The organism is Pseudoflavonifractor sp. AF19-9AC (assembly GCF_003478995.1).
Taxonomy (GTDB): Bacteria; Bacillota; Clostridia; order Oscillospirales; family Oscillospiraceae; genus Lawsonibacter.
Window position 1 is genome coordinate 236,400 of sequence record NZ_QUGI01000004.1, and the last position, 25,960, is coordinate 262,359.

Genomic DNA, 25,960 nt, shown 5'->3' on the forward strand with positions numbered 1-25,960 from the left:
CCTCCTTTTTATTTCAGCAAAGTATGCACCTCGGCCTCAAAGAGCTGGGCCGAAGCATTGTCCCGCATAATGAGAATGCCCGTGTCATCCCCCGCCAGACTGCCTACCATATTGGGGATCTGCATATTGTCCAACGCGGAGCAGGCGGCCGAAGCCAAACCGGGCATCGTACGCACCACCACAATATTTTGGGCGACCTCCACCGATGTAACGCCCTCCTTAAAGATATTGCGCAGGCGCAGATCCACTCCGGTGGAATTTTTCCGATCGGACAGTGTGTAGCGGTATCCCCCCCGCCCCGACAGCTCCTTGACCAGGCGCAGCTCCTTAATGTCCCGGGAAATGGTGGCCTGGGTGGCATTATAGCCCCGAATGCGCAGCTGCTCCAGAAGCTGCTCCTGAGTTTCTACCTCTACATCCTGAATGATGTTAAGAATCTCGGACTGGCGGGCATTTTTCATGGGGCAAATCCTCCTAACTTTTGGTTGATCACCTGATAAAAGCTGCGGTTAGAAAGCATAACAAGCTCTGTGCAGTACCGTGACTGCTGAATCTCTACTCGATCTCCCCCTGTCAGCCGCACTGCCTTGCCGCCATCAACTGACAAGTATAAATGCTTGCGGCCTCCTTTTGGCAAGCGCACGGTCACTACTCGTTCATGGGAGAGCACCATAGCCCGTGCCGCAAGCTGATGAGCACATACAGGAGTAACAATGATGCACTTGGAGGTGGGTTCCACAATGGGGCCGCCCGCCGACATGGAGTAAGCAGTAGAGCCGGTAGGGGTAGCTACAATGACGCCATCGCCCATGATGGAGGCCGCCTGTACATTGTCGGCCAACACCTCCATCTCCGCCACCCGTGCCATGGAACCTTTGGAAATCACAGCATCGTTTAGTGCCAGGTCCTCGCAAATGACTTTTTCGCCTCTCAGCACCCGCACATCCAGCATCATCCGCTTTTCCGTGGTGTACTGACCCTTAGGCAGAACGGCCAGCTGCGATAACTCTCCCCGTTCCAGCTCCGCCATAAAGCCCATGCTCCCCATATTCACGCCCATAACCGGAACACCGTGGAGCGTAGCATCCCTGGCAGCATGGAGAATGGTTCCGTCGCCCCCGAAGCAGACCAGCAGATCGGCCTTGGGCAGCTCTTTCTCCAAAGAGCTCAGCGCCACCTGGCCGGGCAGCTCCAGCCGCTCTCCCTTTTTGGGGGTAAAAGGCAGACAGATCACCACTTGAGCGCCCGCCTTATTCAAAATTTTCTGTGCCTCAAGGGTAGCGCGCAGGCCGCGGTCCCGGTAGGGATTTGCACTGAGGATGATCTTCATCCCTGCTCCTCCTTCCACGCTCCGTGGGACTGCTCCACCAGCGCCTTCAAATCTCCCTCATAAGCAGGACCCGGGCCTGCAAACAGATAACCTAAATACTCAATGTTGCCCTCCGGGCCCTTGATGGGCGAAAAGGTGAGGTCCCGTACCGAAAAGCCGGCGTTCACCGCGTGGACCAGAAATTGTTCCAACACCTCCAGGTGAACCTGTGGGTCCCGGACCACGCCCTTCTTCCCCACCTTTTCCCGGCCCGCCTCGAATTGGGGCTTGACCAGGCAGACGCCGCTTCCTCCATCCTTCATCAGCGGGCGAATGGCCGGCAAAATCAGATTGAGAGAAATAAAAGATACATCTACGGAGAAAAAGTCCAAGGGATCGGGAATCTGCTCCCGAGTCAGATACCGGGCATTGGTGCGCTCCATACACACCACCTGAGGGTGAGTCCGCAGCTTCCAGTCCAGCTGGTTATAGCCCACATCCACGGCATATACCTTGGCCGCTCCATTTTGCAGCATGCAATCGGTGAAGCCCCCCGTGGAGGCCCCAATATCGGCACAGGTCGTCCCATTCAGGCAGATGGGCCAGCAGTTCATGGCCTTTTCCAGCTTCAGGCCGCCCCGGCTGACATAGCGCAAGGTTTTACCACGCACCTCGATCTGGCTTTCCGGTGTCACCGGAGCCCCCGCCTTATCCACCTTCTGACCGTCCATATAGACCTGTCCCGCCATAATAATGGCCTGGGCCTTCTGTCGGCTCTCCGCCAGGCCCAACTCCGTCATCGCCACATCCAAACGCTTCTTAGCCACGGCCCAGCACCTCCAGCGCCTTACGCGCAATTCCTTCTCCGTCCAGATTCAAATCCCGCTTGAGGAAGTTCAGCGCACCATGGGGAACAAATTCCGTCCCGCAGTTGAGCAGACAAACCCTAGCGGATATCTGTTTCTCTTCCAACGCTGCAGCCAGCCGCTGACCCACACAGCCCTCGGCCATGCAGTCCTCTGCAACCAACAGTGCCCCGGTCTTTCGGACCGATTTTGCAGCCACTCCCGGTTCAAGCGGTGTAAGGACATTCAGCTTTACAATCTCTGCCTCAACACCATGTTCGCTTAAAATTCGGGCTGCTTCCAGCACATCGTTCACTTCAATTCCATAGCTGACCAGGGTAATGTCCTTCCCATCGCGCAGCACTACAGCAGCCTGCGTTCCACTGTCCTCTTTGTAGGCTCCTTCCGTCCCTCTGGGATAACGAATGGCAACCGGACCCTCCATATGCAGTACCGCCTCTTCCAGCATCCGCTCCAACTCCACATAGCTGGAAGGTGCTAGGACTGTCATACCTGGCACGCTGTCCAGATAGGCAACATCAAATACGCCGTGATGGGTCTCACCGTCTTCTCCTACCAGTCCGGCCCGGTCCACACCCAGCACCAAATGCAGATGATCAATGGCCGCGTCATGAAGCAGCATGTCATAGGACCGCTGCAAAAAGGTGGAATAGACTGCAAAAACGGGAATTGCCCCCTCCTTGGCCATACCGGCGGCCATGGAAACGGCACATCCCTCCGCGATTCCCACGTCAAAAAAACGCTCCGGACAGGCAGCCTGAAAATGCTCCAACCCCGTACCACTCATCATGGCAGCAGTCATAGCGCAAATTCGTCTGTCGCTCTTCCCAAGGCGGGCCAGGGTACGGCCAAACACGGCGGAAAAATTCTCTCCCGAGGGCTTCTTGGCCTTCCCGGTCAGAGGATCGAAGGGAGATACACCATGAAATGCATCCGGGTTCTCCTCGGCAGGTAAATATCCCTTTCCCTTCTTCGTCTTGACATGGAGCAGCACCGGCTCGTTGACCTCCCGAGCGTAGCGGAGAATCTGGGTCAGATGATGCAAATCATGCCCATCCACCGGCCCCATATAGTTAAAGCCCATGTTCTCAAACATGCTGCAGGGAAGCAAGCTCTGTTTCAGCGCCTGCTTCATCCTATGTGTAAAGGAATAAACCTTTCGGCTAAGCCAGGTAGCATTCATAATGCGGCGGTAGTGGCGTTTAAAGGTGAGGTACTGTGGCTTGAGGCGCTGCTTAGCCAGATGATCGGCCACCGCGCCCACATTCGGCGTTATGGACATCCCGTTGTCGTTGAGAATGACAAGGAGCTGCTGACCGCAGTCCCCAGCGTTGGACAATCCCTCATAAGCTAGTCCACCCGTGAGAGCGCCGTCTCCGATGAGGGCAAGGACCTTATAATCCTCCCCCATCATCGTTCGGGCCCGGGCCATGCCCAGAGCCACAGCCACCGAGTTGGAGGCGTGCCCCGCAATAAATGCATCGTGAACGCTCTCCTTGGGCTTGGGAAATCCGGCGATTCCGCCGTATTGCCGCAGAGTATCCATCTGCTCCCGCCGTCCGGTGAGCATTTTATGGGGATAGCACTGGTGTCCCACATCAAAGACCAGACGGTCCCGACTGGTATCAAACACCCGATGGATGGCCACCGTCAGCTCGACTGCCCCAAGATTGGAAGCCAGATGTCCTCCCGTCTGGGCAACATCCTCCACCAGCTCCCGGCGCAGCTCCCCGCACAGCTGGATACATTCCCGATCACTGTATCCTGCCAGCAGCGGCCCGCTTGTATGCTCTTGCGTCTTGCTATCCAAAATTTACCGACTCCTTCTTGTAAGACCCGTACCAGTCAGCGCAGCACCAGCGCCAGGCAGCCCACCGCAATGCCCAGAAGTGCTCCCATCAGCACCTGAAAGGGCGTGTGGCCCAGGGCCTCCTTCAGTCGCCGGCCCCGAAGCCCTTCAGGCAGCTCTTTCATGCTGGAAAGCAGTTCATTCAGGGCTTTCGCCTGCTCGCCCGTGGACCAGCGCACGTTGCAGGCATCATACATCACTACCACCGCCATACCGGCAGCCAGCGCAAACAGGGGCCCGGACCAACCGTACAAAATCCCCACGGACACTGCCAACGCACAGACAAAGGCAGAGTGGGAACTGGGCATTCCTCCGCTTTTCAGCATCAGACTGAAGTCAGACTTTCCCTGAAATGCATAGTGGAGCAACACCTTTAACACCTGGGCTGCCAGCCAAGCCAGCAGCGCCAAATCCAGCATCAGGTTTCCAGTTACATAGCCGCGGTAAAATTCCATATGACGCTCCTTGTCCGACTACTTGTTTCGTACAGACATCTCCCAGGCCAGCCAAGACAAAAATCCGGCCTTTTCAAACCTTTCCAGCGCATCCACCGCTTCCCGGGTCAGCTGCTCCATCAGCTTCTCGCAGCCCGAAAGCCCCATGGCGGTGACAAAGGTGCTTTTTTCATTGACACGGTCAGAACCAACCGGCTTTCCCAGTTCCTCGTCAGAGCTGGTTACGTCCAACATATCGTCCCGCACCTGGAACGCACGTCCAAGAGCTTGGGCGTAGCATGTGACATTCCGCAGCTGCTCCTCACTTCCACCCGCGGCAATACAGCCCAGCTGGACGGCAGCAGCAATAAGTGCCCCGGTTTTCAGGCTCTGGAGCTGTTCCAGCTCGCTCCGGGTCAGGGCACGCCCCTCCCCGGCCATGTCCAGAGCCTGTCCGCCCACCATGCCCTCCGGGCCGGCGGCCCTGGCAAGGCAGCGCACACCGTCCACAACGCGCTGCGCCGGCAATTCTGCGGCAGCCAGCTGCTCAAAGGCCGCCGTCAAGAGGCCATCCCCGGCCAGAATGGCCGTGGCTTCTCCATATACCACGTGGTTCGTAGGCCGGCCCCGACGCAGCTTGTCGTCATCCATGGCCGGCAAATCATCGTGAATAAGGGAGTAGGTATGCACCATCTCCACCGCTGCCGCAAAGGGCAGCGCCTTCTCCGGATCTCCCCCGCACATGCGGCAGGTCTCCAATACCAGCACCGGACGAATGCGCTTCCCGCCCGCCATCAGAGAATATTCCATGGCTTCCTGCAAATCGGCATAGCGCTCACCGGCTCTGCACAGGTCTCCCAGATAGTGTTCGATCTGCTCCAAATCCTGAGCCATGCGCTCGGAGTAATGTTGTTCCATCTTACTCATCTCCCTGGAAGGGGCACTCTTCCGGCTCCCCGGTTTCCCCGGCGGTCAGAAGCATGACCTTCTGCTCCGCCTGATCCAGCTGGGCCGTACACTCCCGCAGCAGCTTGGCCCCTTCCTCAAAGAGGGCCATGGCCTGCTCCAGCGGAGCGTCCCCACGCTCCAACAGTGACACAATTTCTTCCAGCCGTGTCATGGACCCTTCAAAGTCCAGCTTTTTCTTCGCTGCCATTCAGCGCACGTTCCTTTCTTATGGTTGGGACCCGGTTGTCTCCATTTCCGGTTCCTTTTCTTCCATCCTGCAGTGCAGTCTTCCGTCCCGCAGACGTAGGGTGAAGCTCTCCCCGGGCTCCGCATGCTCCACCGAGGCAATCACTGTTCCGTCCTTCTTCTGGGCAATGGCGTATCCCCGTCCCAGAACCTTCAGGGGGCTCATGGCATCCAGTGCGGCTGACAGGCGGGCCAAACGTTCCTTTTGTCCGGCCACACTTTTATCCAGTCCATGGGTCAGGCGGCGGCTTTGGTAGTCCAGCAGCAGACGCTTGTCCCGGACATAGGAGCCCGGGTCAGTCATGGAGCGGCTCTTTCCCAAGCGGCTCAGCTGCTCACGCCGCAGCGTCAGCAGCCGCTGAATCCCCTGTTCCAGCCGGCGCTCCGATTGCCCCAGCAAGACGCGAAGTTCATTCTGGTCCGGAACCGCCAGTTCAGCGGCATTGGAGGGGGTGGCCGCCCGCAGGTCGGCCACAAAATCTGCAATGGTCACATCGGGCTCATGGCCCACAGCGGAAATCACCGGGATGTCCGCCTCATAAATGGCCCTGGCCACAACCTCTTCGTTGAAAGCCCACAGGTCCTCCATGGAGCCTCCGCCCCGGCCGGTGATGATGAGATCGGCGGACTTGGTCATGCAGCACCACCGTATGGCACCGGCAATCTCCTCCGCAGCCCCCTCTCCCTGCACCCGGACTGGAAGGACAGCCACCCGAGCCATGGGCCAGCGTGCTTTTAAAATCCGCAGCATATCCCGCACTGCGGCCCCCGCAGGGGAGGTCACCAGTGCAATACGCTGGGGATACCGGGGAATGGGCTTTTTCCGGCTCCGGTCAAAGAGCCCCTCCCGCAGCAGCTTTTCCTTCAGCTGCTCAAAGGCCACATGGAGATCACCAGCCCCCTCAGGGGTCAGCCGCACGCAATAGAGCTGATACTGGCCATCCCGTGGAAATACTGTCACCCGCCCGGCAGCAATGACCTGCATGCCGTTTTGAGGCCGAAAGCGAAGGGAACTGGCATCTCCCCGGAACATAACGCACCGAAGCGCTCCCTCCCCATCCTTCAGGGTAAAGTAATGGTGCCCGGAGGGATAGAGCTTATAATTGGAGATTTCGCCCCGCACCAGCAGACCGGACAGAACCCGGTCCCGGTCCATAAAGCCCTTGATATACTGACCTACCTGGCTGGGAGTGAGAATGGAGGGAGTCTCTCTCATGGACGTGTCCCCCGTTCCATGGCCCGCCAGGTCAAAAGCGCGATCCCCAGCGCATTGTCCGTGGAGTACTGCGGCTGAGCAAACCAAGCGCCGCAGGCCTGCGTCAGCACACTGCGCAGGCGGCGATTGGATGCTACGCCTCCGGAACACAGCACCGGCAGGCCCGGGAATCTCCGCCGGGCCTCTTCCGTTGCCCGAAGCACCACATCGGACACGGTGTCCAGCGTAAACTGGGCGATCCGTCCCGGAGCTTCTCCTCGCTGGGCCATGGCTTTCACCTGATTCTCCATGCCAGACAGAGAAAAGGTCATCTCCTGCAGCTTGACCCGGAAGGGCCGCACCTTCTCTTCCCCATCGTACAGTTCGTCCAGCCCTTTTCCAGCCGGAAAGGACAGCCCCAGTAAGACGCCCGTTCGGTCAATGAGCTGTCCAGCGGAAATATCGCTGGTTCCGCCCAAGATCTCACACCGCCAGGCCTCCCCTTCGGGCTCCACGTGGAGAAGCTCCGTGGTCCCGCCGGACAGATGCCAGGCCAAAAAAGGCCGCTCCAGCAATTCCAGGTGCCCGGCGGACCAGGCGGCAGCGGCCAGATGCCCCTCCTGGTGAGAAAAGGCATAAAAAGGCACCCCCAGGGCGGCCGACAGACTCTGGCCCTGAGAGGAGCCTACCAAAAAGCAGGGCATATAGGAGCCCTCCACCCGCCTGGGCGCCGTGCTGGCCCCCACTGCGGACAGTTCCTTCAAACATCCCTGTTCCGACAGCTGCTTCAGCATCTGAGGCAGCCGCTTTGTGTGCTGGAACAGAGCGTCGCTCTGTCGAAGTCCCAGCTCACCCGGGCGCACGTCCAGCAGGCGGCCCGCATTGCTGCCGCCCGCGCCGTCAAACACTGCGGCGGAGGTGGTGTAGTTGCTGGTATCCAGCCCCAACGCCGCCCCCATCACGCCTGGGTCTCCTCCCCGTCCTCAGCTGCCTTCTCCGGCTTGGGCGGGGTGTCGGAAAACTCGGCCCGCACAAAGGAACCCAGAATGCCGTTGACAAAGGAGACGACCTCTGCAGGCTCATAGCTCTTGGCAATTTCCACCGCCTCATTGATGGCCGCGGCATTGGGGATGTCCGGCATATACAGCACCTCATACATGGCGGTGCGCATGATGGCAGCGGCCATCCGGGGAATGCGGGCAAAATTCCATCCCACCGCATACCGGCCAATGTAGTCATCCAGCTCCGGTCCGTGGGAAAAGACTCCCTGAACCAGCTCTCTTATGTACCGCTCCTGCTTTTCATTGGGGAATTGGGCATAAAGAGACAGTTCTTCCGCGAGCTCATGAAAGCGCTCCGGTGTCAACTGGCTGTCCAACATCTCCTGGGCAGATTCATTTCCAAAGCTGAGCTCATAAATGTAATGCACCGCGATTTCTCTGGCGTTGCTTCTTGTCATTGCTCTGTTTCCTCCCACAGGCCATAGATGACCATAATACAATGATTTTATTATATACATGAATATGCAAAAAGAAAACCCCTAATTTGCTCTGGCGTAAAAAATTAAACCTTCTTTCACAAAGAGCAGGAAAGACCGGGAGCCCAGTCAGGCTCCCGGTCCCATTCATTGTTTAATTCCAGAAATCCGTTTTCTGCTTCAAGCCAATGGAGGCAGCGCGGAACACCGGATTGTGTCCCTCCCGCTTTTGTCTGGTGTAGTCGCCCAGACAGTCCAGAGCTGTTTTGCCCAGCCGCACGATCACCGGCAGATTGATCAGAGCCATCAAGCCCATCAGTACCTCTGCAATGTTCCAGACCAGACTCAGCTCCATCTGGGCGCCCAAAAACACCACCGCGGCCGCCGCAATACGGAATACCGTCAACGGCAGCTTGTTCAAGGAGTGTCCTGCGATGTAATTCAGGCAGCCCTCACAGTAGAAGAGATTGCCCAGCAGAGTGGTAAAGGCAAACAGCAGCATGGCCACCGTAATAAAGTAGGGACCTACCGGGCCAAATACCGTGCTCAGGGCGACCTGGACATAGGAGGCGCCATCGGACATGGAAGGATCGGGGGCCACGCCGGAACACAGGCACATCATGGCGGTGGCGGTACACACCAGGATGGTGTCAATGAACACCGAGAGCATCTGCACCAGTCCCTGCTTCACCGGGTGGGACACATCGGCAGCTGCGGCGGCGTTGGGGGCGGAGCCTACACCGGCTTCATTGGAGAAGAGGCCCCGCTTGATGCCCTGCATCACTGCGGAACCAGCAAAGCCGCCGAAAATAGCCTCAAAATCAAAGGCACCCACAAAAATGGCCTTGAACACCTGGGGCAGCAGCTCCAGATTGATGACCATAACCACCAGGGCCATGAGGATATACAAAACGCCCATCACCGGAACCAGCACGCCGGTAACCTTCACCAGCTTCTTTCCACCGCCCAGGATGCAGATGGCTACCAGGACAGCCAGAATGGCTCCGCCAATGAGAGGTACATTGACTTGCTGGTAGAAGTCATATCCCTTCATGGTAGCAATCAGATTGAAGGAGGCCAGCATGTTAAAGCCGCCGGCGTAGGTGAAAATCAAAACAACGGCAAAAATGACACCCAGCAAGCGGCTGTTCAGGGCCGCCTGGATATAGTAGGACGGACCGCCGTAGCTGCCCCCTTGCTTGTCCCGCACCTTATAGATCTGGGCCAGAGTGCTCTCCACGAAGGCGGAGGCGCCGCCGATGATGGCAATGAGCCACATCCAGAACACCGCTCCATAGCCGCCGATACAAATGGCTCCCGCCACGCCCACAATGTTGCCGGTACCCACCCGGCTTGCGGTGGATACCATCAGAGCCTCAAAGGCCGAGATGGAATTTTTTCCACCGGACTTCTCCCCCACCACTCGAATGGATTCAGGCAGCATCCGCAACTGAACCAGCCGAGTGCGCAGGGTAAAGTAAAAGCCCACTCCCAGCAGCAGAATGATCAGCACAAAACTATACATCAGATTGTTGATCTCACCGATCAGGTTCGCAAAGGCCTCGTACACCAAACATCACTTCTCTTTCCTCGTTCTCTTTTGCAAGACGGGAGAGGATGCTCTCAGCTCCCTCTCCCGCCAACGTTAAGCACCGGCAGATTAGTTTACCATACTCCGGCCAGTTTGACCAGTTTTTTCTTAAAAAGAACGAAGAAGCTACATCATACGGATGATTTCCTTTTTCAGTCGGGCGATAATACGCTTTTCCAACCGGGATATGTAAGACTGAGAAATGCCCAGCTGATCGGCAACTTCCTTCTGGGTGCACTCTCTTCGGCCATCCAGGCCGAAACGCAGGGTGATGATGGTACGCTCCCGGGCCGAAAGCCGCTCCATGGCCTTCTGCAGCAGCTGCCGGTCCACATCCGCCTCAATGGGCCGCATCACCAGATCCCCCTCGGTACCCAAAACGTCGGAGAGAAGCAGCTCGTTGCCGTCCCAATCGGTATTCAACGGCTCGTCAAAGGACAGCTCCGTTTTCTGATTGGAGGTTTTTCTGAGATGCATGAGAATTTCATTTTCAATGCAGCGGCTGGCGTAGGTAGCCAGCTTGATGCTCTTGGCGGGCTGATAGGTGCCCACCGCTTTGATCAGTCCGATGGTTCCAATGGAAATGAGATCCTCGATGTTGATTCCGGTATTTTCAAAGCGTCGGGCGATGTAGGCTACCAGACGCAGGTTGTGCTCAATGAGACGGCTGCGTGCCTCTCGGTCCCCCTGCTCCAGGCGAGAGATCAGTTCACTCTCCTCCTCCCGGCTCAGCGGAAGCGGCAGGGTATCGCTGCCGCCAATGTACATGACCTTTCCGGGCAGAAGCAATCCCAACGCCTGCAGCAGCGCCTCCACCCGTTCTCTCATTGGAACACAAATTCCCTTCACGTCGCTCATTCCTCCTGTTCATCGGTCCAATCAACGCCCCATAGCCTCCGCCATCCGACACCGGCGTGGGGGAAAGGGCTACCAGCATGGATCCCTGCCGGAAGCCGCCGCAAATCACCTCGTCCACCCGTACGGCCAGCAGCAGCCCGCGGTCCGTACCCACACTTCGATAGGGCAGCAGGCGAAACCTCCCCTGCCACTCCCCTTTCCCCAGCCGTGCCATTCCCCCCGCCGGGTCCAGAAGGTCCGCTACCCCAGGCCGGTGTCCGCTGGGGAACAGCGCCCCCAGCCGCTCCCCTTCCGCCACCATCACCGGCTGGCCGGATACCGGGTCGGTGAGGGTGTTGCCCGTGTCCACTAGGGCAGTAAGTTCCAGCTTTCGTCCCGCCAAATATAAATTGACTCCCACCAGCTCCCCGGACAGAGCAGTATGGGCAGCAAGGCGGCGAAACACCAGGCTCAGCACCCCGTAGCATACCGCGGCGGACAGCAACACAGTCTTCAAATCCAGGCTGGAGTAAAAGACCCCGTTGCCCAGGGTCAGTCCTCCCTGCCCCAGCAGACCAATGGCCACCACTCCGCCTCCCAATGCGCAGGTGAGCAGGAGAAACAACAGCCCCTGGCGCAGCAAACGGCGGCTTCCCCCGTAGGCGATGAGCAGCATGAGGAGGGCCGAGGCCAGCCGACACAGAGGTTTTGTGAGAAAGCCCAGTCCCGGCAGGAAGAGGGCCACAGCATACAGCCCGCCCAGCGCCGCACCCAGGGCAAAGCGCAGCCGCCGCAGGGGCTCCCCCGCCAGCCGGGCGGCGGACAGCAGCAGCAGGTAGTCGATGATGGCGTTGAGCAGAAACAGAGTGTCCACATAGATAACGGTCACGCTGTCGCCTCCCCTCACCCAGCCTGCCAAAGGCCGTCCCAAATCAACCGTTCCCATTATAAAAGCTTGGCCTGGAAAAAGTGGTCACAATCGGGAGGTGCAAAGGCTGTCGATTCTCCCCCTCCCGTTTCTATTGACAATTTTTTAATCTCGGATTATAATATCGTTAGACGATATTGGATAGCGATTTTACGGAAAGGAGGGCTTTTCTATGGGCGGCAAGGAGCGCGGCGCGCTGACGGAACCCATGTTTTATGTCCTGATGTCCTTCCTGCGCCGGGATATGTGCGGCATTGATATCACAGAATTTGTAGAACAAAAGACCCACGGCCGGGTGCGTCTGGGCCCCGGCACCCTCTATACCCTGCTGGGCAAGTTTTTGGACGGAGGGCTCATTGAAGAGACCGAGGTGGATGGACGCAAGCGCACCTACCGCATCACCCAGAAGGGCCGTGAGGCCTATCAGGAGGAGCTGGAGCGGCTGCGCGCCTGTGTCCGGGACGGAGAGGAGGAGCTGTTATGAGCAAAACCACGATCCGCATTTCCCCCTTTGGAGGCTTTGATATTCCAGGTCTGGAGGGCTGGCTGGCAGCTATGGCCGCAAAGGGATTTCGCTTTACGATGACTACGGGCCCGTTGTGTTTCTTTGACCGGGACGAGATCCAGACAGTGCAGGTCCACCTGGAGCCCATCCAAGGCAGCACCGACGAGAACCCGGAACTGAACGCAATCTATGAAGAAGCGGGCTGGCAGTACTGGGGCATGTTCCGGGGCAGCTTCTACGTCTACGCCTCCCCCGACCTGGAAGCCCGGGCCCACACCGACCCCGACACTCTGGACTACGCCCTGAAGAAGTTTTTCCGCCAGAAGCTGGTGGGCGGCGTGCTGCTCCTACTGGCTAATGTCCTGCTGCTGGGGTTCTACTGGCAGGGTTCGCCCTGGGAGATTGACCTGCTTTGGCTTCGGTACTATCCCGTGGAAACGCTGTCCAATGGAAAGACCATCCCCTTCCTGCTGGCCGCGCTTGGCTTTCTGCTCATAGACCTGTCCTATTTGCTGGGATTGTTCCACCTGATGCGCTACCGTCGGACAGTACACAGCGGCGGCAAGACCCGTGGGCACCGGGGCGTGGGCTGGCTGCTGGCGGCGGGATTACTGGTGCTGCTGCCGGTGCTCATCAACACCGTCCAGCTCTTTTCCGGCACAAGCTACCGTCCCTACGACCTGGAAGGCTCCGGCTTTGTCACCCTCACCGATATCGAGGGGGAAGACTTCCCCATCAGCCAAAGACAATTTTACTATATGGACTACATCTCCCACGGGGGCACTCTGCTGGATCCGGAACATTGGTATTTCCACCAGTATGGTGCTTTCGGGCAGAATCAAAGTTCCAATGACGTCCCCCACCTGGAAATCTCCATCGTCCGCTATCCTCTGGAACTACTGGCGGAAATGCGGGCCGAGGAGTGGAGCCGCCAGGAAATTAACAACTCCGGAGACTATGAGGCGCGCCCTTCCGATTACGGTCTGGACGAAATTTACTACGCACCCCGGGAAGGCTGGACTCACGTCAGTGAAATTACCGGCGAAAAACGGGTCTTTCTGCCCGGTGGAATCTTCATTCTCCGCCGTGGCAATACCGTTCTCTTTGCCGACTATTACGGCGAGCAGGACCTGACCGACCATCTGAAACACTTTGCCGCCATGCTGGAGGGCCTTTAAAAAGGAGGGCTTTGGGATGAAACGGGATAGCACATTGGTGAAAAAATTTGTTCCCTGCCCACTGTGGGATTTTGCCGGACTGCAAAACTGGCTCAATGAGCAGGCCCAGAAGGAATACGCGCTGGAGCGCTGGCCGTTACGCTTCTTCATCGGCAGAGCTTTCTTCCGGAAGGACCCAGCAGCTGCCCAAAGCCGCTACTGCCTGGACCCCATCGGCGAGCGGATTGGAGAGCTGGAGCTTCGGGAGCGGGCGGCCAACTACCGTGAATTTGGCTGGCACTATGTAGACCGTATTGGGAAGCTCTATGCCGTCTACCGCTGCGACGACCCAGAAGCACAGGACCTTTATACCGACCCGGAGAGCCTGGCCTGGGCCATGAAAAAGCAGCTTCGCTGGACTTTGGCAAGCATGATATTCTGGGTGGTGTGGTTTGTTTTCCTCTTCCGAAATGAGTGGCCTTTGTTATTCCGCTGGCCGGAGGAGTTTTTGATGAATCTGATTTTCCGGGCGGAAATTCTCATTCCGCTCTACGGAATTCTCCTGATTCTGGCGCTGCAGGCCGTTTTCAACGGCATTGGTACCTTTCTTGGAATTCGAAGAACTCGGGCTTGCCTGCGCCAAGGCGAGTGGCCCACATCCAAAACCCGACGCTACCCGGAGTTTGTGGGATTTCTGCTGTCTGCCATTACAGTAAGCGTGTTGGTTCTATTTTTGGTGTACCTCGGCACATCCGGCGTACTTCACAGCAAGACACTGTCCGGCCCAGAAGAGTGGAATTTCCCCCATGTGACGTTGGAGGAGACGCTGCCCCCCGATACGAACCTGCGAATCTACAGCAACCAGGAACTGCTTCACATTGACTCCTTTGACCATTCCCTCCTGGCCCCAGAGCAGTACGATGTGGCTCAGGGCGGAATGGTGACTCTGGAAGACGGGACACGGATGGACTCCAGGCTCTATCAGGAATCGGTCCGGGCCACCTCTCCCTCTCTGGCACAGGCTGTATATCGCGGACGGGTGACAGCACACCGCCACTCTCTGGAGGAGCGCCGCATCAACTGGGAGGAAAATGCCTCCATTTTTCACACCAATTCCCCAAATGCCTACGATTTTACCCGGGAAGAGGAGCTCGCCTACCCCGGTCTGGACGCTCTGACCCGCTTTGTCTACCAGTTCTCTGACGAGACGCACCCCAACGTGGTCTACATCGGACTGGCGGGTGACCGGGTATTTGTCCTCAACTGCGACGGAGCAGTGAACGGCGACACCGCCCTGTCCCTTCTGGTCCAGCGGCTGACGGAACAAGCATAAGAAAGGAGCCCATTCATGAAACGCGTCTATAAACTGACCCCGGTGCGGGAATACGACGTCGCCGGAGTGGAGAGCTGGCTGGAGGACATGGCCCGGCGGGGGCTGTACTTAAAGAAATTCCGCCCCCTGTTCTGTACCTTTGAGCGGGGCGATTCGGGTGAGGTGCGCTACCGCCTGGAGCCCCACCGCCGTGTTCTGGACGACGAGCTGCCCCAGTCCATGCTGGAGCTCTATGAGCAGTTTGGCTGGGACTGCGTGGACGAGGTCAACCGCTCCATGCTCATCTTCTCCACCCGGAATCCCGACGCTCCGGAGCTCCACACCGACCCGGAGCTGCAGGAAACTCAGTGGCGGAAACTCTACCAGTCGGCCCGGAACGGGTTTGTAGCAAATCTGCTGCTGGCCCTGGCTCTCCTTGCTTTCACCGGTTACCTCCTGCTGGGAGAGGGCACACCGGTCCTCAGCCTGGTGGAGGACTCCATTTTCCCTCTGGTTCTGCTGGAGCTCTGGGTTATCGCCCAGCTCATGGCCTCTATCCCCGACTTGAGCCTGCTCTCCGCTGCAGTGCGCCGGCTGAAGGAGGGCGTCCCCCTGGAGCACCGGGCGGTCTATCCCCGCCGGCGGCCCTGGGCTGTCCCCGCCTTTCTGGTCTCCCTCATTGTTCTGCTGGTTCTGATTGTGGGGAACTACATTCTCCCCTTCACCGGGGGCGGCCTACGTCCTCTGGACGAGGTGCAGGACTTCCTCCCCTTGTCCCTAGCCAGTCTGGAGGGACCAGACTATCAGCCCGACGCCTATGTGTCCGACGGCACAGACTACGCCAACTTCAGTCGGCAGGAGCACTATCTGCTGTGCTGGCGCCAATGGGAGGTAGTGGAGACCGGGAAGTGGAGCGCAGACGGCCAGTGGACCCGAATGGAAATCCAGTGGTACGACCTGGCTCTCCCCTTCCTGGCCCGGCCTCTGGCTCAGGAACAACTCCAGGCCGCCACCCAGCTGGAGGACGACATCTGGTGGATTGCGCCGGAGGACGAGGAACGCACCTGGTCCATCACCCAGTACCCCGGCCAGGGTCTTGATTATCTGGCGGTGGCCCGCGAGGAGAGCGGCCGGTTCCAGATTGCTGCCGTTGCTCTGGACGGCCGGACGGCGGTGGTCCGCTACACCGGCCAGGGCAATTTAAATGACCATCTGGAGGAGATTGCCGCCATGGTAACCGGCTGACCCATTTTAAAGCATAAAAAAGCTGCGGCCAATGGCCGCAGCTTTTTATGTTAACTTCAGTATGTTCCTGGCTTCTTCCCGGCTGTAACAGCCGTTGAGGACAGCCAGCAGGGCGTTAGCACTCATATGCTCGGGCAGCTCCAGTTCTTTTAAGAGGGCCTGCCGCCGCCCCGCGCTGTCCACCCCGCCGGTGAGCCCTGCGGCCATCAGGTCCGCCTTGGTGAGGGACGGCTCCTCCTGCTTTTTCTCAGCGTCTTCCCCCAGGAAGGTGGCCCCGGCCCGGCGCAGCACCTCCTCCAGCACCTGGGGCGGCATGCCCTCCACCCCCAGTTTGCCCTCCTTCCCTGGGCAGCGCTTGCGCCGCTCCTTGCCGTACACGTCAGGGATGTAGGCGTGCTTCACCTGGGCGGTGGGGATGGCTCCCCGGATGCGGTTGCGGATGACGAAGCCCGCCCCGTCCGAATCGGTGAGGACGATGAGCCCTCGGCGCTGGGCCGCCCGGCGCAGGAGCGCCATCTGCTCCGGATTTTTGAAAATACCGAAGCCCGCCGTCTCCAGAATCAGGGTGTCCACCACCTGGGACAGGGTATTTTTGTCGTAGCGGCCCTCCACCACAATGGCCTCTTTGATGCGCAGCATGTTCTCTCCTCTCCCCCGGTCATACGGCCGGGCCGGCCAGCTTCAGAAGCAGGGTAGTGAGCAGCTCCTGGCCGTCCTGGCCGGTGGATTTCATGGCCAGGTCGGTCTGTCCGCACAGCACCACCGCCCGGCGGCACCAGGGCAATGTAAAGCGCCGTGCGCTCTGCATCAGCTTGTCCGCCGGATAGGGCTTGAGCCCCCACATGGAGGCCATCCACTCCCTGCCCCGCCCCTTTTCCAGGGCCAGCCGGGCGGAGTACAGCTGCCGCATCTGTCGCCCCAGGGACCACATGATCTTGATGGGCGGCTCCTGCATCTGGTAGAGTTCCCCCAGGACGGACATGCCCTTGTCGAAGTTGCCCTCGCCGATGGCGTCGGTCATGCGGAAGACCACCGCATCCAGCTGAGGGGTAGCCACTGCCTCGATATCCGCCCGCGTGATGTGGGGCTGCTTGGCGTAGGCCCCGATCTTCTCAATTTCACCAATCAGATTGTTCATCAAATCTCCACACAGAAAAATCAGCTCCAGGGCCAGCCGGGAGTCAATGTCCTTGCCCAAGGCCCGGAAGCGTCTGCGCACCCAGTCCACCAGGTCGCCCTGGTCCTGGCGCACAAAGTTGACCACCGCCCCGTACTGCTTCAGCGCACCCGCCAGCTTGGTCCGGGCATCCCCCTTGTAGTCGATGAGGTCATAGAGGAAGACCACGCACACATACTCGGGCAGCTGGCTGAAGATGCGGATATATTCTTCCCTGTCCTTCTCCCCCGCCTTGAAGAGGTCATAGTCGGTGACCATAACCAAGGTGCGGTCCGCCATCATGGGCAGGCAGTCTACTGCCTCCTCCAGAGCGTGGGGGGACATGTCCTTGGCTCCAATCTCATGGAGGTTGAACTCTCCCATTCCCCCGGACAGGAGAAGCTCCCGCAGCTTGCCCAAGTAATAGTCCCGGAGGTAAGTCTCCTCCCCGTGGAGCACGTAAAGCCGACCGGGCTTTCCACCGGCCAGGTCCTTTTTCAATGTCTGGTAGCCAGAAATGTCCGGCTTGGTCTTTGGGGGCATAGCCCTCTCCTCCTTTTGGGATCCGTTGTTACGCCGCGTCTTGGGGCACGTTAGCCCGGATTGTGACGGTCCCCTGTAAATCGGTGCGGTAGATCTCCGCCCCTATGGCGGCCAGCCGCTCCAGAGTTTCCTGGGCGGGGTGGCCGTAGCGGTTGTTCTCTCCCGCGGAAATGACGGCAATCTCCGGCCGGATGGCATCCAGAAGCACCTGGGTAGTGGAGGTCCCGGAGCCGTGGTGGCCTGCCACCAACAGTTCCACCTCCGGGAGATTTCCGTGCTCCAGCAAAAGGGGCTCCACCTCGCCGCTCATATCGCCGGTAATCAGTGTGTCGAAGCTGCCAGCCGTGGCCAGCATGGTGAGGCCCAGCTCGTTGGTGTCGGTTCCCTCCCCCAGAGGCGGGAACAGGGTGATGGAGGCGCCGTCCTCCAAGTGATAGGTTGTGTCCTCCCGCACGAAGTGCACCGGGATGTTCTCCTCCTGAGCCAGGGCCAGAATCTCCCGGCGAAGGGGATCCTCCGGTTCTACATCAGGAAGGGCGATGGCGGCCACCTCCACACGCCGGAGCAGCTGGGGTATGCCGTTGGCGTGGTCGGAGTGGTAGTGGGAGATCACCAGCAAATCAAGCTTTGTTTCACCCAGAGCCTGAAGATAGTCTGCCGCCACATCTCCCGCGTCATCCGCTCCGTCTCCGCCGCAGTCCATCAGGGCCAGAAAGCTGCCGGACCGGACAAGGACACTCTGTCCTTGTCCTACATCCAGCGCCACCACCGTCATATCTCCGGCGTAAAAACCGGCGGAGGTGAGCAGCAGGGATAGGCAAAAGGTAGTGACGCAGGCGCAGCCAGGAAGAATCACTCGCTTTGGCCCCTTCATCAGCCATCTAATGCCCAGTAGCAAATAGACAAAAACAAGCCAGGCCCGGTAATAGAAGCTGTCTAGCGGCAAGCTGGCCATGGTGAAGCGCCCCAGGGCGTCAATCACCCAGCACACATACCGGCCAAGCCAGGTAAAGGGGACGGCCACGATCACTCCCACACCGGGCAGCATCCAGCCCAGCAGTCCTCCAGCCACGCCGCCCAGCAAAAGCAAACTCACCGCCCACAGGGTGAGCAAGTTGGAGATGGGCGCAATGACGGAGAACATGCCGAAATGCACTGCCACCAGCGGCACGGTCAGCAGCATGGCACCCAGAGTTGCGGAGAGCGTGGTGATACAGAACCGGGGTGCCCAGGTACACACCCGGACCCAGCGCCGACGATCATAGCGGTCCAGATGGACCAGGGCCAGCAGCCGTTCCTGAATGGACTGGGAGACCAGCTGAATGCCCGCCACAGAAGCAAAGGACAGCTGAAGACCGATATGAGCGGCGGAAAAGGGATTCCACAGCAGGAGCAGCATCAGGGCAAAGCCCAATGACGTGGGTGGGTCGTTCTCTCGTCCGAACAGCGGGGCAGCCTGGAGCAGCAGAATCATCACCGCTGCCCGGACCACAGAGGGCGTATTGCCCACCACGCCGCAGAACACAATGACCCACACGCCGGTGAGGACCGCGGTGCTCCGCTTCCCCTTCCCCAACAGAACCGACACAATTTCCGCCAGCACCGACAGGTGCATACCGGAAACCACCACCATGTGGGACAGACCGGTGCGCTGAAGTGAGGTGGTAAACTGGTCGCTGAGCCCTTCCCGGTTCCCGGTCACCAGCGCCTGCATCAGAGGCGCCACATCGTCAGGAAAGCTGCGTGCGATGCCCTCCTTCAGCCAGTTGGCCAGCAGCGCCGGCCAGAAAAACAGCGACGGAATTTCAGGCCGGTCTACTTCCAACGCCCCGTAGGTCTCGCCCAGAAGAAAGATGCCCTTGGCAGTATAATAGGTGATCTCCTTTCCGGACAGAGAATGATCCGCTAGAGTGCAGTGAGTAATGACAGAAATCCGGTCTCCCGGCCGAAGCCCAGCCCCCTGTTCATCCACATAGAGCAAGGTGAGCGGTTGCCGGAGACCTCCCAGGTCGCTGCGGACCACCACGGAATAGCCGTAGTCCGTCTGCTGGGGATACTCCTCCACCACCGCCTCCAGGCGTACCGTGCGGCTGTCCAGGGCTCGGGCCGACTCCATCACCAGATGATGGAAGGCCGCAGTCCACAGAAGTCCCACCGACACCCCTGACAGCACCAATGCGCTCATGAGTCGGGCTCGCCTCCGCTTCGGCCCTATCCCCCACCAGAGGACAGGAGCAAGAAGGGCCAGCCCCACCCCCAGCGGGACCAGCAGCGATATAGGCAGAAGGCCATTGGCCGCAAATACGGCAGCGGAACAGGAAAAGCTGAAGATGGCTAACTTTCGCACACCGCCGCCCCCTGTTCCTCATTTACTCCAGAGACAGTTTACCTTGTTTGCCCTTAAATTGCAAGAGCGGTCCAAATCCTACCGTCTTCGACTGACCCAGGCGCACTTCCCTTCCCTTTTTCCCGAATATAGACGAGAGGGCGGGAAACTTGCGATCGATTTTTCTTTTCTCCCGGAATTCCTCACTATATAATGTGGCTATGGAAATTTCTTTCGAGGGAGGAACACAAGATAATGGAGCTCATGATTGCCACCCGGAGTTGTGTGGATCCGGAGGGGCACCCCCGCAGCTTTCACTATTTTCTGACTGTGGATCAGGTCGAGACCCCCGGTTTCTGCTGTGAAAACTATGGGGTCCGTATTGAAGAGGAAGGCGGTGACAGCACCCGCATTCCGGCCATCACCACCAGCGCACTCCGCATTGACGAGTTGCTGACCCTTCTCACGGACCATCTGGTCGGACCGGCTGGACTGGCCGATATGGTGGCCGACTGGCTGTAACTGCTCCCGTCCATCCAATCAGTTTTATTTTACTTACATAAAAGAGGCGTCCCTCCGCTTGGGAGGGGCGCCTCTTTCTATTTTTATGGTACGTTATTTTTTATTGCGGTTGTCAATTTTCTGCATGATAGCCACCAGAAGAGCGATGACACCCAGCACCACAAAGATGCCCAGCATCCCCTGCCCCATCATTTCCAGAGCCTGCTCGATATTTTGCATATTCATCGTCTCTACTCCTTTCTCAGCCGCCAATCATATGGGTCGCGCAGTACTGCAGCACAACGCCGCCCGCCACCACAGAGGCAATCTGGCCGGATACGTTGGCTGCCACAGCGTGCATCAGCAGGTGGTTCTGGGGATCAGCCTCCTGGCCCAGCTTCTCAATAACACGGGAAGACATGGGGAAGGCAGAGATACCGGCGGCACCCACCATGGGGTTAATCTTGTTCTTGGGAGTAAACAGGTTCAACACTTTAACAAACAGCACACCCACCACGGAGTCCAGCACAAAGGCCACCAGACCCAGGCCCATAATGAGCAGCGTCTCAGGCTTGACGAACTGGTCCGCCTTCATGGAGAAGGAAATGGTGATGCCCAGCAGCAGGGTAATGAGGTTTGCAAGCTCGTTCTGAGCGGTCTGGGACAGGGTGGACAGCACGCCGCACTCCCGGATCAGGTTGCCGAACATCAGGAAGCCCACCAGAGCCACGGAAGAGGGAGCTACCAAACCGGCAATCACCGACACGATAATGGGGAACATAATGCGCAGACGGCGGGAGACGCCCTGGGCCCGGTAGGGCATGCGCATGGCACGATCCTTCTTGGTGGTCACCAACTTGATGGCAAAGGGCTGAATGATGGGCACCAGCGCCATATAGGAGTAGGCGGCCACAGCAATAGCGCCCATATAGTTGGACTTGAGCACCTGAGAGACCAGCAGCGAGGTGGGGCCGTCGGCCGCACCGATGATGCCGATGGAGGCGGCGTCCTTCATATCAAAGCCTGCTGCGGCGGCAATCAGGATAGTGAGGAAGATGCCAGCCTGGGCAGCTGCGCCGCACAAAAACAGCTTGGGATTGGCCAGCAGGGGGCCAAAGTCGATCATGGCGCCGATGCCGATGAAGAGCAGAATAGGCATAGCCTCACTGGCCTCAATACCCACCTCAAAAAGCCATTGGATGATGCCGTGGGTCTCCCCCACGCCTTGGGTAATCTGATTGATGACGCCGGAGGTGGGGAGGTTGACCAGGATGGCGCCAAAGCCCATGGGCATCAGCAGAGCCGGTTCAAAACCCTTTTCAATAGCCAGCCAGATGAGCAGGCCTCCCACTGCATACATAACCAGCTGCTGCCAGGTAATGGACAGCAAGCCCTCCCATAAAAATTCCATCGTCTGCATCTCCTTTTTCATTTTGCTTCCAGCTGTTTGATGTTTGTAAACAAAGTGTGCCCGCCTTACTATGAAAAAAGACCTGCGTTCCCCTTCAGGAACGCAGGTCTCGTCATTTCAGGCACAGCCAGGAGGTACCCCTCCATGATTGTTGGCGCATGCCGCGTGGAATTACCCACGCTGACTACTCCCCTTTGTTGTGAAAGGAATCATATCACGCGGGTTTCCCTTTGTCAAGGAAAAATCTGACACGTTTTTCTGTTATGCGGACAGGGCACCTGCCTGGGCTTCGATGGCCTCTTCCTCGCTCTGCATAGCCTTCAGCGTCCGCTCCAGCAGCGTATCCAGATCCCAGCCCAGCAATTCAGCGCCCGAGGCGATGACATCCCGGGAGCAGCCGGCAGCAAACTTCTTATCCTTGAATTTCTTCTTTAAGGATTTCAGCTCCATATCGGACACGCTCTTGGAGGGGCGCATCAGGGCAGCCGCACCGATGATGCCGGTAAGCTCGTCCGTGGCGTAGAGCACCTTTTCCATTTCGTGCTCCGGCTTGATGTCCACGCACAGTCCCCAGCCGTGGCTGGCCGTGGCCCGGATGATCCGCTCATCCACCCCCGCCTGCCGCATCAGCTCCTGAGACTTTTGGCAATGCTCCTCCGGCCAGCCCTCAAAATCCAGATCGTGAAGCAGACCTACAATGGACCAATAGTCCGCCTCGTCCCCATAACCCAGTTCCCGGGCAAACCATCCCATCACGCGCTCCACAGTAATAGCGTGGCGCAGATGGAAGGGCTCCTTGTTATAGGTGGTCAACAGCTGCCAGGCTTCTTCCCTTGTCATATCCTGATACACCTTACTTTCTACGGTTTATCCGTATGCCAATACCACGCCGCCGTCGTTGGCGTAGACCGTGGTAATACCCCCCGCCTCCAGCAGGAGAATGTGGGCAAACTTACACTTCTGCTCCGCCATGGCCTTGACCAAAAAGGCCCGTTCCAGACAGTTACAGTGGCAAATGGCCAATGTCCGTCCCTCGTGATTGGGGTCCGCCGCCATCCGGTCCACCAGCTTGGTCAGGGCCTGCTTCATGGACATGGCCTGTCCCAGCTTGCAGATCTCCCCTTCCGGCGTAGCAGACATCATCAGCTTGATGCGCAGTGCTCCGGTTACCACCGCCTGCAGTTTGGTAAGGCGGCCATTTTTCCGCAGGTTCTCCAGGGACTCCAGTACAAACAGGGTCTGCATCTGATAGATAAACTGTTCCACTTCCCGCACCACGTGCTTGAAGGGCATGCCGCTTTCCGCCAGCTCCCGGATTTTCAGGGCCACCAGCACCTCGCCCGAGGCCGCGGAGCAGGAGTTGAACACATGGACATTCACCTGGGGACGGTCCTCCTCCAGCATGAGCTTGGCCTGCTCCGCACTGTTGTGCGAGCCGCTGAGCAATGCGGACAGGGTGACCACATACACGTCGTCCGGATCCCCCTCACAGTAGGCATCCAGATACACCTGAGGCGAAGGGCAGGCGGTGGAAGGTGCCTGCTCGCTCTGCTTCATGGACCAGAGCAGATCGGCCTGGTCAAAATTCTCATCATCCACAAAGGTACTTCCGTTGGACTGGATGGTCAGAGGCGCCTTGACAAAACAGGGGTCCTTCAGCATTTGAGGGGTGAGATCGCAGCAGCTGTCCACAACAATTTTGAAGCTCATGTTGTTCATCTCCAAATGTGATTTTAAAAATCAGATCATGTTAAATCAGTCTAACATAATTGTGGCTGAGATGCAAGCCTTTTACCGGCTCTTTTCCCCTTCTGCCAGCTCCTGTTCCAGCTCCGCCAGCAGCTTTCGGTCCTCCTTGGAGGAGAGGTCCAGCTTTTCATAGAGATCGGGGCGGCGCTGACGGGTGCGGAGGATGGACTGCTTGCGCCGCCACTGGTCCACCTTGGCATGGTTGCCCGAAAGGAGGATGGAAGGCACCGCCCGGTCGTGCCACACCTCCGGGCGGGAATACTGCGGAGCCTCCAGCATGCCGTTCCAGTGGCTCTCATTCTCATAGCAGGAGGGATCAGACAACACCCCGGGCACCAGCCGACAAACCGCATCGGCCACCGCCATGGCAGGAATCTCTCCCCCGGTCATAACAAAGTCGCCCAGTGAAATTTCTTCGTCCACGCACTCCTCAATAAAGCGCTCGTCAATGCCCTCGTAATGGCCACATACCAGAATCAAACGCTCATAGTCCGCCTTCAGACGCCGGGCATCCGTCTGGCAGAAGGTTTTGCCAGCGGGCGACATGTAAATGGTGTGAATCCGCTCCCCCGCCTCATCACAGATGTGCTTCCAGCAGCGATAAAGGGGATCAGCCTGCATCACCGCGCCCCGGCCTCCCCCATAGGGGTAATCATCCACCTGCTTCTGCTTGTTTACCGTATAATCCCGGATCTGATGGCACTCGATTCGGATATAGCCCCGTTCCTGTCCGCGCCCCAGCACAGACTCGCACAGCATATCCCCCACCACGTCCGGGAATAATGTCATAATATCAATGCGATACATGTGTTCTTCGCTCCCATGCACCAGGGTTTCATCCCTGTCTTTTCTTCAGCAGACATCATTATACGAAATTTTCCCGTTCTTTTCAATGTACTTTTTGTATTCCACGTCTAATTTTCAGAAAAACGCGGGTTTCCACTACCTTTTTTTCTCCGTTTGTGCTATGATAACCTCGCTTGAACTTCACTTCTTTATCAAAGAGAGGCGTTTATAATATGTACTGTATTCGAAATGTAACCGAGGACCTTCTGTGGATCGGTGCCAATGACCGTCAGCACCCCACCTTTGAGGCCACCTACCCGGTACCCCGGGGCATGTCCTTCAACTCCTACCTCCTGCTGGATGAAAAGACGGTGCTTTTTGACACGGTGGACCGTTCGGTCCAGGCCCAGTTCTTTGAAAATCTGGAAAAGGGCCTAAATGGCCGGAAGCTGGACTACGTGTTTGTCCACCACATGGAGCCCGACCACGCCGCCACCCTGGGCGATCTGATGATCCGCTACCCCGAGGCCACCATCGTCTGCAACGGCAAGGTGATCAACCTCATCCGCCAGTTCCACTGCACGGATCCCAAGGGCGCCATTCTGGTCAATGAGGGCGACACTCTGGACACCGGCCGTCACCACTTCACCTTTGTCAGCGCCCCCATGGTCCACTGGCCCGAGGTGATGGTGAGCTACGACTCCACCGATAAGATTCTGTTTTCTGCCGACGCCTTCGGCACATTCGGCGCCCTCAACGGCATCCTGTTCGCCGATGAGGTGGACTTTGACCGGGACTGGCTGGACGACGCCCGACGCTACTACACCAACATTGTGGGCAAGTACGGCGCTCAGGTAACCGCCCTGTTGGGCAAGGCTTCCAAGCTGGACATTCAGACCATCTGCCCCCTCCACGGCCCCGTGTGGCGCAAGGATCTGGGCTACATTCTGGACAAGTACGCCAAGTGGGCCGCCTATGAGCCTGAGGTTCAGGGCGTGGTTATCCCCTTCGCTTCGGTGTACGGCGGTACGGAGAATGCAGCCAACATTCTGGCCTGCCGTCTGGCGGAGCAGGGCATTCCCGTGAAAATGTACGACGTGTCGGTGACCGATGTGTCCTATGTCCTGTCCGAGTGCTTCAAGTATAGCCACATCGTCTTTGCCTCCACCACCTACAACAACGGCATCTTTGTCACCATGGAGAACCTCCTCCATGACCTGGCCCATCACGCCCTGAAGAACCGCACCGTGGCGCTCATCCAGAACGGCTCTTGGGCCCCCACCAGCGGCAAGCTCATGGCCCAGATTCTGGAGGGCATGAAGGATATGAAGCTGCTGGAGGCTCCCTTCACCCTGAAGTCCACCCTGGCTCCCGGCCAGGAGTCCGACCTGGATGCCTTGGCCCAGGCTCTGGCTGCCTCCGTCCGTGGCGAGGAACCCTCTGTCTCTGCCGAGCAGGAGGACAAGCCCCACGGCTTCGTGTGCAAGATCTGCGGCTTCATCTATGAGGGTGACGCGCTGCCCGCCGACTTTGTCTGCCCCATCTGCCGCCGTCCCGCCAGCGACTTTGCGCCCCTGACCTAAAGCAGC

The 25,960-nt window shown here is 58.4% G+C and carries 27 protein-coding genes; 6 read left to right on the forward strand and 21 right to left on the reverse strand.

From position 1 onward, the window contains the following. Positions 1-8 precede the first annotated feature (8 nt). From DWX58_RS08860 to DWX58_RS08920, 13 genes are all read right to left on the reverse strand, one after another. A complete protein-coding gene (locus DWX58_RS08860) occupies positions 9-461 on the reverse strand; it encodes an arginine repressor (protein WP_118643007.1) in 453 nt (150 codons plus the stop codon). Next, positions 458-1,330 (reverse strand): NAD(+)/NADH kinase, encoded by an 873-nt coding sequence (locus DWX58_RS08865; RefSeq protein WP_118643009.1) that lies wholly within the window; start codon positions 1,328-1,330, stop codon positions 458-460. Before DWX58_RS08865 ends, DWX58_RS08860 begins: the two co-directional genes overlap by 4 nt. Then, positions 1,327-2,136: a TlyA family RNA methyltransferase gene (locus DWX58_RS08870; protein WP_279229861.1), complete on the reverse strand. Its 810-nt coding sequence runs from the start codon at positions 2,134-2,136 to the stop codon at positions 1,327-1,329. Before DWX58_RS08870 ends, DWX58_RS08865 begins: the two co-directional genes overlap by 4 nt. Beyond that, complete coding sequence (gene dxs, locus DWX58_RS08875; protein ID WP_118643011.1) at positions 2,129-3,985, reverse strand: 1-deoxy-D-xylulose-5-phosphate synthase; 1,857 nt, start codon at positions 3,983-3,985, stop codon at positions 2,129-2,131. Before dxs ends, DWX58_RS08870 begins: the two co-directional genes overlap by 8 nt. A 35-nt stretch (positions 3,986-4,020) precedes the next feature. Beyond that, entirely contained in the window at positions 4,021-4,479 is a 459-nt protein-coding gene (locus DWX58_RS08880; protein WP_118643013.1) for a divergent PAP2 family protein, read from the reverse strand. Between the two features lie 18 nt (positions 4,480-4,497). After that, positions 4,498-5,376 (reverse strand): polyprenyl synthetase family protein, encoded by an 879-nt coding sequence (locus tag DWX58_RS08885; RefSeq protein ID WP_243093379.1) that lies wholly within the window; start codon positions 5,374-5,376, stop codon positions 4,498-4,500. A gap of 1 nt (position 5,377) precedes the next feature. Then, positions 5,378-5,614 carry an exodeoxyribonuclease VII small subunit gene (locus tag DWX58_RS08890; RefSeq protein WP_118643015.1) on the reverse strand — a complete coding sequence of 79 codons (237 nt, stop codon included), beginning with the start codon at positions 5,612-5,614 and terminating at the stop codon, positions 5,378-5,380. Positions 5,615-5,632: 18 nt separating this feature from the next. Then, entirely contained in the window at positions 5,633-6,868 is a 1,236-nt protein-coding gene (gene xseA, locus DWX58_RS08895) for an exodeoxyribonuclease VII large subunit (protein ID WP_118643017.1), read from the reverse strand. Beyond that, positions 6,865-7,806: a DNA-binding protein gene (locus DWX58_RS08900; RefSeq protein ID WP_118643019.1), complete on the reverse strand. Its 942-nt coding sequence runs from the start codon at positions 7,804-7,806 to the stop codon at positions 6,865-6,867. The genes xseA and DWX58_RS08900 overlap by 4 nt, the downstream gene beginning before the upstream one ends. Next, complete coding sequence (gene nusB / locus DWX58_RS08905; protein WP_118643021.1) at positions 7,806-8,306, reverse strand: transcription antitermination factor NusB; 501 nt, start codon at positions 8,304-8,306, stop codon at positions 7,806-7,808. The genes DWX58_RS08900 and nusB overlap by 1 nt, the downstream gene beginning before the upstream one ends. Before the next feature lie 172 nt (positions 8,307-8,478). Beyond that, a complete protein-coding gene (locus DWX58_RS08910) occupies positions 8,479-9,894 on the reverse strand; it encodes an alanine/glycine:cation symporter family protein (protein ID WP_347559167.1) in 1,416 nt (471 codons plus the stop codon). A gap of 147 nt (positions 9,895-10,041) precedes the next feature. Then, a complete protein-coding gene (gene sigE / locus DWX58_RS08915) occupies positions 10,042-10,743 on the reverse strand; it encodes an RNA polymerase sporulation sigma factor SigE (protein ID WP_118643023.1) in 702 nt (233 codons plus the stop codon). Then, on the reverse strand, positions 10,625-11,641 hold the full coding sequence (locus tag DWX58_RS08920) for a sigma-E processing peptidase SpoIIGA (RefSeq protein WP_118643025.1): 1,017 nt from the start codon (positions 11,639-11,641) through the stop codon (positions 10,625-10,627). The genes sigE and DWX58_RS08920 overlap by 119 nt, the downstream gene beginning before the upstream one ends. Before the next feature lie 211 nt (positions 11,642-11,852). Here DWX58_RS08920 and DWX58_RS08925 point away from each other — a divergent pair, with 211 nt between their 5' ends. The 4 genes from DWX58_RS08925 to DWX58_RS08940 are packed head-to-tail and all read left to right on the forward strand — an operon-like array spanning position 11,853 to position 15,899. After that, on the forward strand, positions 11,853-12,164 hold the full coding sequence (locus tag DWX58_RS08925) for a PadR family transcriptional regulator (protein WP_118643027.1): 312 nt from the start codon (positions 11,853-11,855) through the stop codon (positions 12,162-12,164). Then, the gene (locus DWX58_RS08930) at positions 12,161-13,363 is read left to right on the forward strand and encodes a DUF2812 domain-containing protein (protein WP_118643029.1); all 1,203 of its coding nucleotides are present in this window, start codon (positions 12,161-12,163) and stop codon (positions 13,361-13,363) included. The genes DWX58_RS08925 and DWX58_RS08930 overlap by 4 nt, the downstream gene beginning before the upstream one ends. A gap of 16 nt (positions 13,364-13,379) precedes the next feature. After that, positions 13,380-14,675, forward strand: coding sequence for a DUF2812 domain-containing protein (locus tag DWX58_RS08935; protein ID WP_118643031.1), 1,296 nt, complete (start codon positions 13,380-13,382; stop codon positions 14,673-14,675). 15 nt (positions 14,676-14,690) lie between these two features. After that, positions 14,691-15,899 (forward strand): DUF2812 domain-containing protein, encoded by a 1,209-nt coding sequence (locus tag DWX58_RS08940; protein ID WP_118643033.1) that lies wholly within the window; start codon positions 14,691-14,693, stop codon positions 15,897-15,899. A gap of 45 nt (positions 15,900-15,944) precedes the next feature. Here the strand turns inward: DWX58_RS08940 and DWX58_RS08945 are convergent, their stop codons facing one another. Genes DWX58_RS08945 through DWX58_RS08955 form a run of 3 tightly spaced genes read right to left on the reverse strand, consistent with a single transcriptional unit; the run spans position 15,945 to position 19,945 of the window. Next, positions 15,945-16,538: a DUF4093 domain-containing protein gene (locus tag DWX58_RS08945; RefSeq protein ID WP_118643035.1), complete on the reverse strand. Its 594-nt coding sequence runs from the start codon at positions 16,536-16,538 to the stop codon at positions 15,945-15,947. A gap of 19 nt (positions 16,539-16,557) precedes the next feature. Continuing rightward, on the reverse strand, positions 16,558-17,598 hold the full coding sequence (gene holA, locus DWX58_RS08950; protein ID WP_118643037.1) for a DNA polymerase III subunit delta: 1,041 nt from the start codon (positions 17,596-17,598) through the stop codon (positions 16,558-16,560). A gap of 28 nt (positions 17,599-17,626) precedes the next feature. Next, positions 17,627-19,945: a DNA internalization-related competence protein ComEC/Rec2 gene (locus DWX58_RS08955; RefSeq protein ID WP_118643039.1), complete on the reverse strand. Its 2,319-nt coding sequence runs from the start codon at positions 19,943-19,945 to the stop codon at positions 17,627-17,629. Between the two features lie 234 nt (positions 19,946-20,179). Here DWX58_RS08955 and DWX58_RS08960 point away from each other — a divergent pair, with 234 nt between their 5' ends. After that, the gene (locus tag DWX58_RS08960) at positions 20,180-20,446 is read left to right on the forward strand and encodes a DUF6514 family protein (RefSeq protein WP_118643041.1); all 267 of its coding nucleotides are present in this window, start codon (positions 20,180-20,182) and stop codon (positions 20,444-20,446) included. A 93-nt stretch (positions 20,447-20,539) separates the two neighbouring features. Here the strand turns inward: DWX58_RS08960 and DWX58_RS15385 are convergent, their stop codons facing one another. The 5 genes from DWX58_RS15385 to trmD all read right to left on the reverse strand — a co-directional run bounded on the left by DWX58_RS15385 (position 20,540) and on the right by trmD (position 24,392). Beyond that, positions 20,540-20,671: an OadG-related small transporter subunit gene (locus DWX58_RS15385; protein WP_118643043.1), complete on the reverse strand. Its 132-nt coding sequence runs from the start codon at positions 20,669-20,671 to the stop codon at positions 20,540-20,542. A 16-nt stretch (positions 20,672-20,687) separates the two neighbouring features. Beyond that, positions 20,688-21,836, reverse strand: coding sequence for a sodium ion-translocating decarboxylase subunit beta (locus tag DWX58_RS08970; protein ID WP_118643045.1), 1,149 nt, complete (start codon positions 21,834-21,836; stop codon positions 20,688-20,690). Positions 21,837-22,097: 261 nt separating this feature from the next. Further along, positions 22,098-22,676, reverse strand: coding sequence for a hydrolase (locus DWX58_RS08975; RefSeq protein WP_118643047.1), 579 nt, complete (start codon positions 22,674-22,676; stop codon positions 22,098-22,100). A 27-nt stretch (positions 22,677-22,703) separates the two neighbouring features. Then, on the reverse strand, positions 22,704-23,546 hold the full coding sequence (locus DWX58_RS08980; RefSeq protein ID WP_118643049.1) for a DegV family protein: 843 nt from the start codon (positions 23,544-23,546) through the stop codon (positions 22,704-22,706). A gap of 81 nt (positions 23,547-23,627) precedes the next feature. Further along, the gene (trmD, locus tag DWX58_RS08985; protein ID WP_118643051.1) at positions 23,628-24,392 is read right to left on the reverse strand and encodes a tRNA (guanosine(37)-N1)-methyltransferase TrmD; all 765 of its coding nucleotides are present in this window, start codon (positions 24,390-24,392) and stop codon (positions 23,628-23,630) included. Between the two features lie 212 nt (positions 24,393-24,604). On the opposite strand from trmD, the gene DWX58_RS08990 reads away from it, so the two are divergent. Next, on the forward strand, positions 24,605-25,954 hold the full coding sequence (locus tag DWX58_RS08990; RefSeq protein ID WP_118643053.1) for an MBL fold metallo-hydrolase: 1,350 nt from the start codon (positions 24,605-24,607) through the stop codon (positions 25,952-25,954). Positions 25,955-25,960: the final 6 nt, after the last annotated feature.

Bases quoted from the DNA above. Each gene is read 5' to 3' on its own strand.
- DWX58_RS08885 (WP_243093379.1), bottom strand. From the start codon at position 5,376: ATGGAACAACATTACTCCGAGCGCATGGCTCAGGATTTGGAGCAGATC.
- DWX58_RS08890 (WP_118643015.1), bottom strand. From the start codon at position 5,614: ATGGCAGCGAAGAAAAAGCTGGACTTTGAAGGGTCCATGACACGGCTG.
- DWX58_RS08970 (WP_118643045.1), bottom strand. From the start codon at position 21,836: ATGGAATTTTTATGGGAGGGCTTGCTGTCCATTACCTGGCAGCAGCTG.
- DWX58_RS08935 (WP_118643031.1), top strand. From the start codon at position 13,380: ATGAAACGGGATAGCACATTGGTGAAAAAATTTGTTCCCTGCCCACTG.
- DWX58_RS08945 (WP_118643035.1), bottom strand. From the start codon at position 16,538: ATGCTGCGCATCAAAGAGGCCATTGTGGTGGAGGGCCGCTACGACAAA.
- DWX58_RS08990 (WP_118643053.1), top strand. From the start codon at position 24,605: ATGTACTGTATTCGAAATGTAACCGAGGACCTTCTGTGGATCGGTGCC.
- DWX58_RS08980 (WP_118643049.1), bottom strand. From the start codon at position 23,546: ATGAGCTTCAAAATTGTTGTGGACAGCTGCTGCGATCTCACCCCTCAA.
- DWX58_RS08900 (WP_118643019.1), bottom strand. From the start codon at position 7,806: ATGGGGGCGGCGTTGGGGCTGGATACCAGCAACTACACCACCTCCGCC.
- DWX58_RS08865 (WP_118643009.1), bottom strand. From the start codon at position 1,330: ATGAAGATCATCCTCAGTGCAAATCCCTACCGGGACCGCGGCCTGCGC.
- holA (WP_118643037.1), bottom strand. From the start codon at position 17,598: ATGCCCCCAAAGACCAAGCCGGACATTTCTGGCTACCAGACATTGAAA.
- xseA (WP_118643017.1), bottom strand. From the start codon at position 6,868: ATGAGAGAGACTCCCTCCATTCTCACTCCCAGCCAGGTAGGTCAGTAT.
- nusB (WP_118643021.1), bottom strand. From the start codon at position 8,306: ATGACAAGAAGCAACGCCAGAGAAATCGCGGTGCATTACATTTATGAG.
- trmD (WP_118643051.1), bottom strand. From the start codon at position 24,392: ATGTATCGCATTGATATTATGACATTATTCCCGGACGTGGTGGGGGAT.
- DWX58_RS15385 (WP_118643043.1), bottom strand. From the start codon at position 20,671: ATGAATATGCAAAATATCGAGCAGGCTCTGGAAATGATGGGGCAGGGG.
- DWX58_RS08975 (WP_118643047.1), bottom strand. From the start codon at position 22,676: ATGACAAGGGAAGAAGCCTGGCAGCTGTTGACCACCTATAACAAGGAG.
- DWX58_RS08960 (WP_118643041.1), top strand. From the start codon at position 20,180: ATGGAGCTCATGATTGCCACCCGGAGTTGTGTGGATCCGGAGGGGCAC.
- DWX58_RS08860 (WP_118643007.1), bottom strand. From the start codon at position 461: ATGAAAAATGCCCGCCAGTCCGAGATTCTTAACATCATTCAGGATGTA.
- DWX58_RS08880 (WP_118643013.1), bottom strand. From the start codon at position 4,479: ATGGAATTTTACCGCGGCTATGTAACTGGAAACCTGATGCTGGATTTG.
- DWX58_RS08925 (WP_118643027.1), top strand. From the start codon at position 11,853: ATGGGCGGCAAGGAGCGCGGCGCGCTGACGGAACCCATGTTTTATGTC.
- sigE (WP_118643023.1), bottom strand. From the start codon at position 10,743: ATGAGAGAACGGGTGGAGGCGCTGCTGCAGGCGTTGGGATTGCTTCTG.
- DWX58_RS08930 (WP_118643029.1), top strand. From the start codon at position 12,161: ATGAGCAAAACCACGATCCGCATTTCCCCCTTTGGAGGCTTTGATATT.
- DWX58_RS08940 (WP_118643033.1), top strand. From the start codon at position 14,691: ATGAAACGCGTCTATAAACTGACCCCGGTGCGGGAATACGACGTCGCC.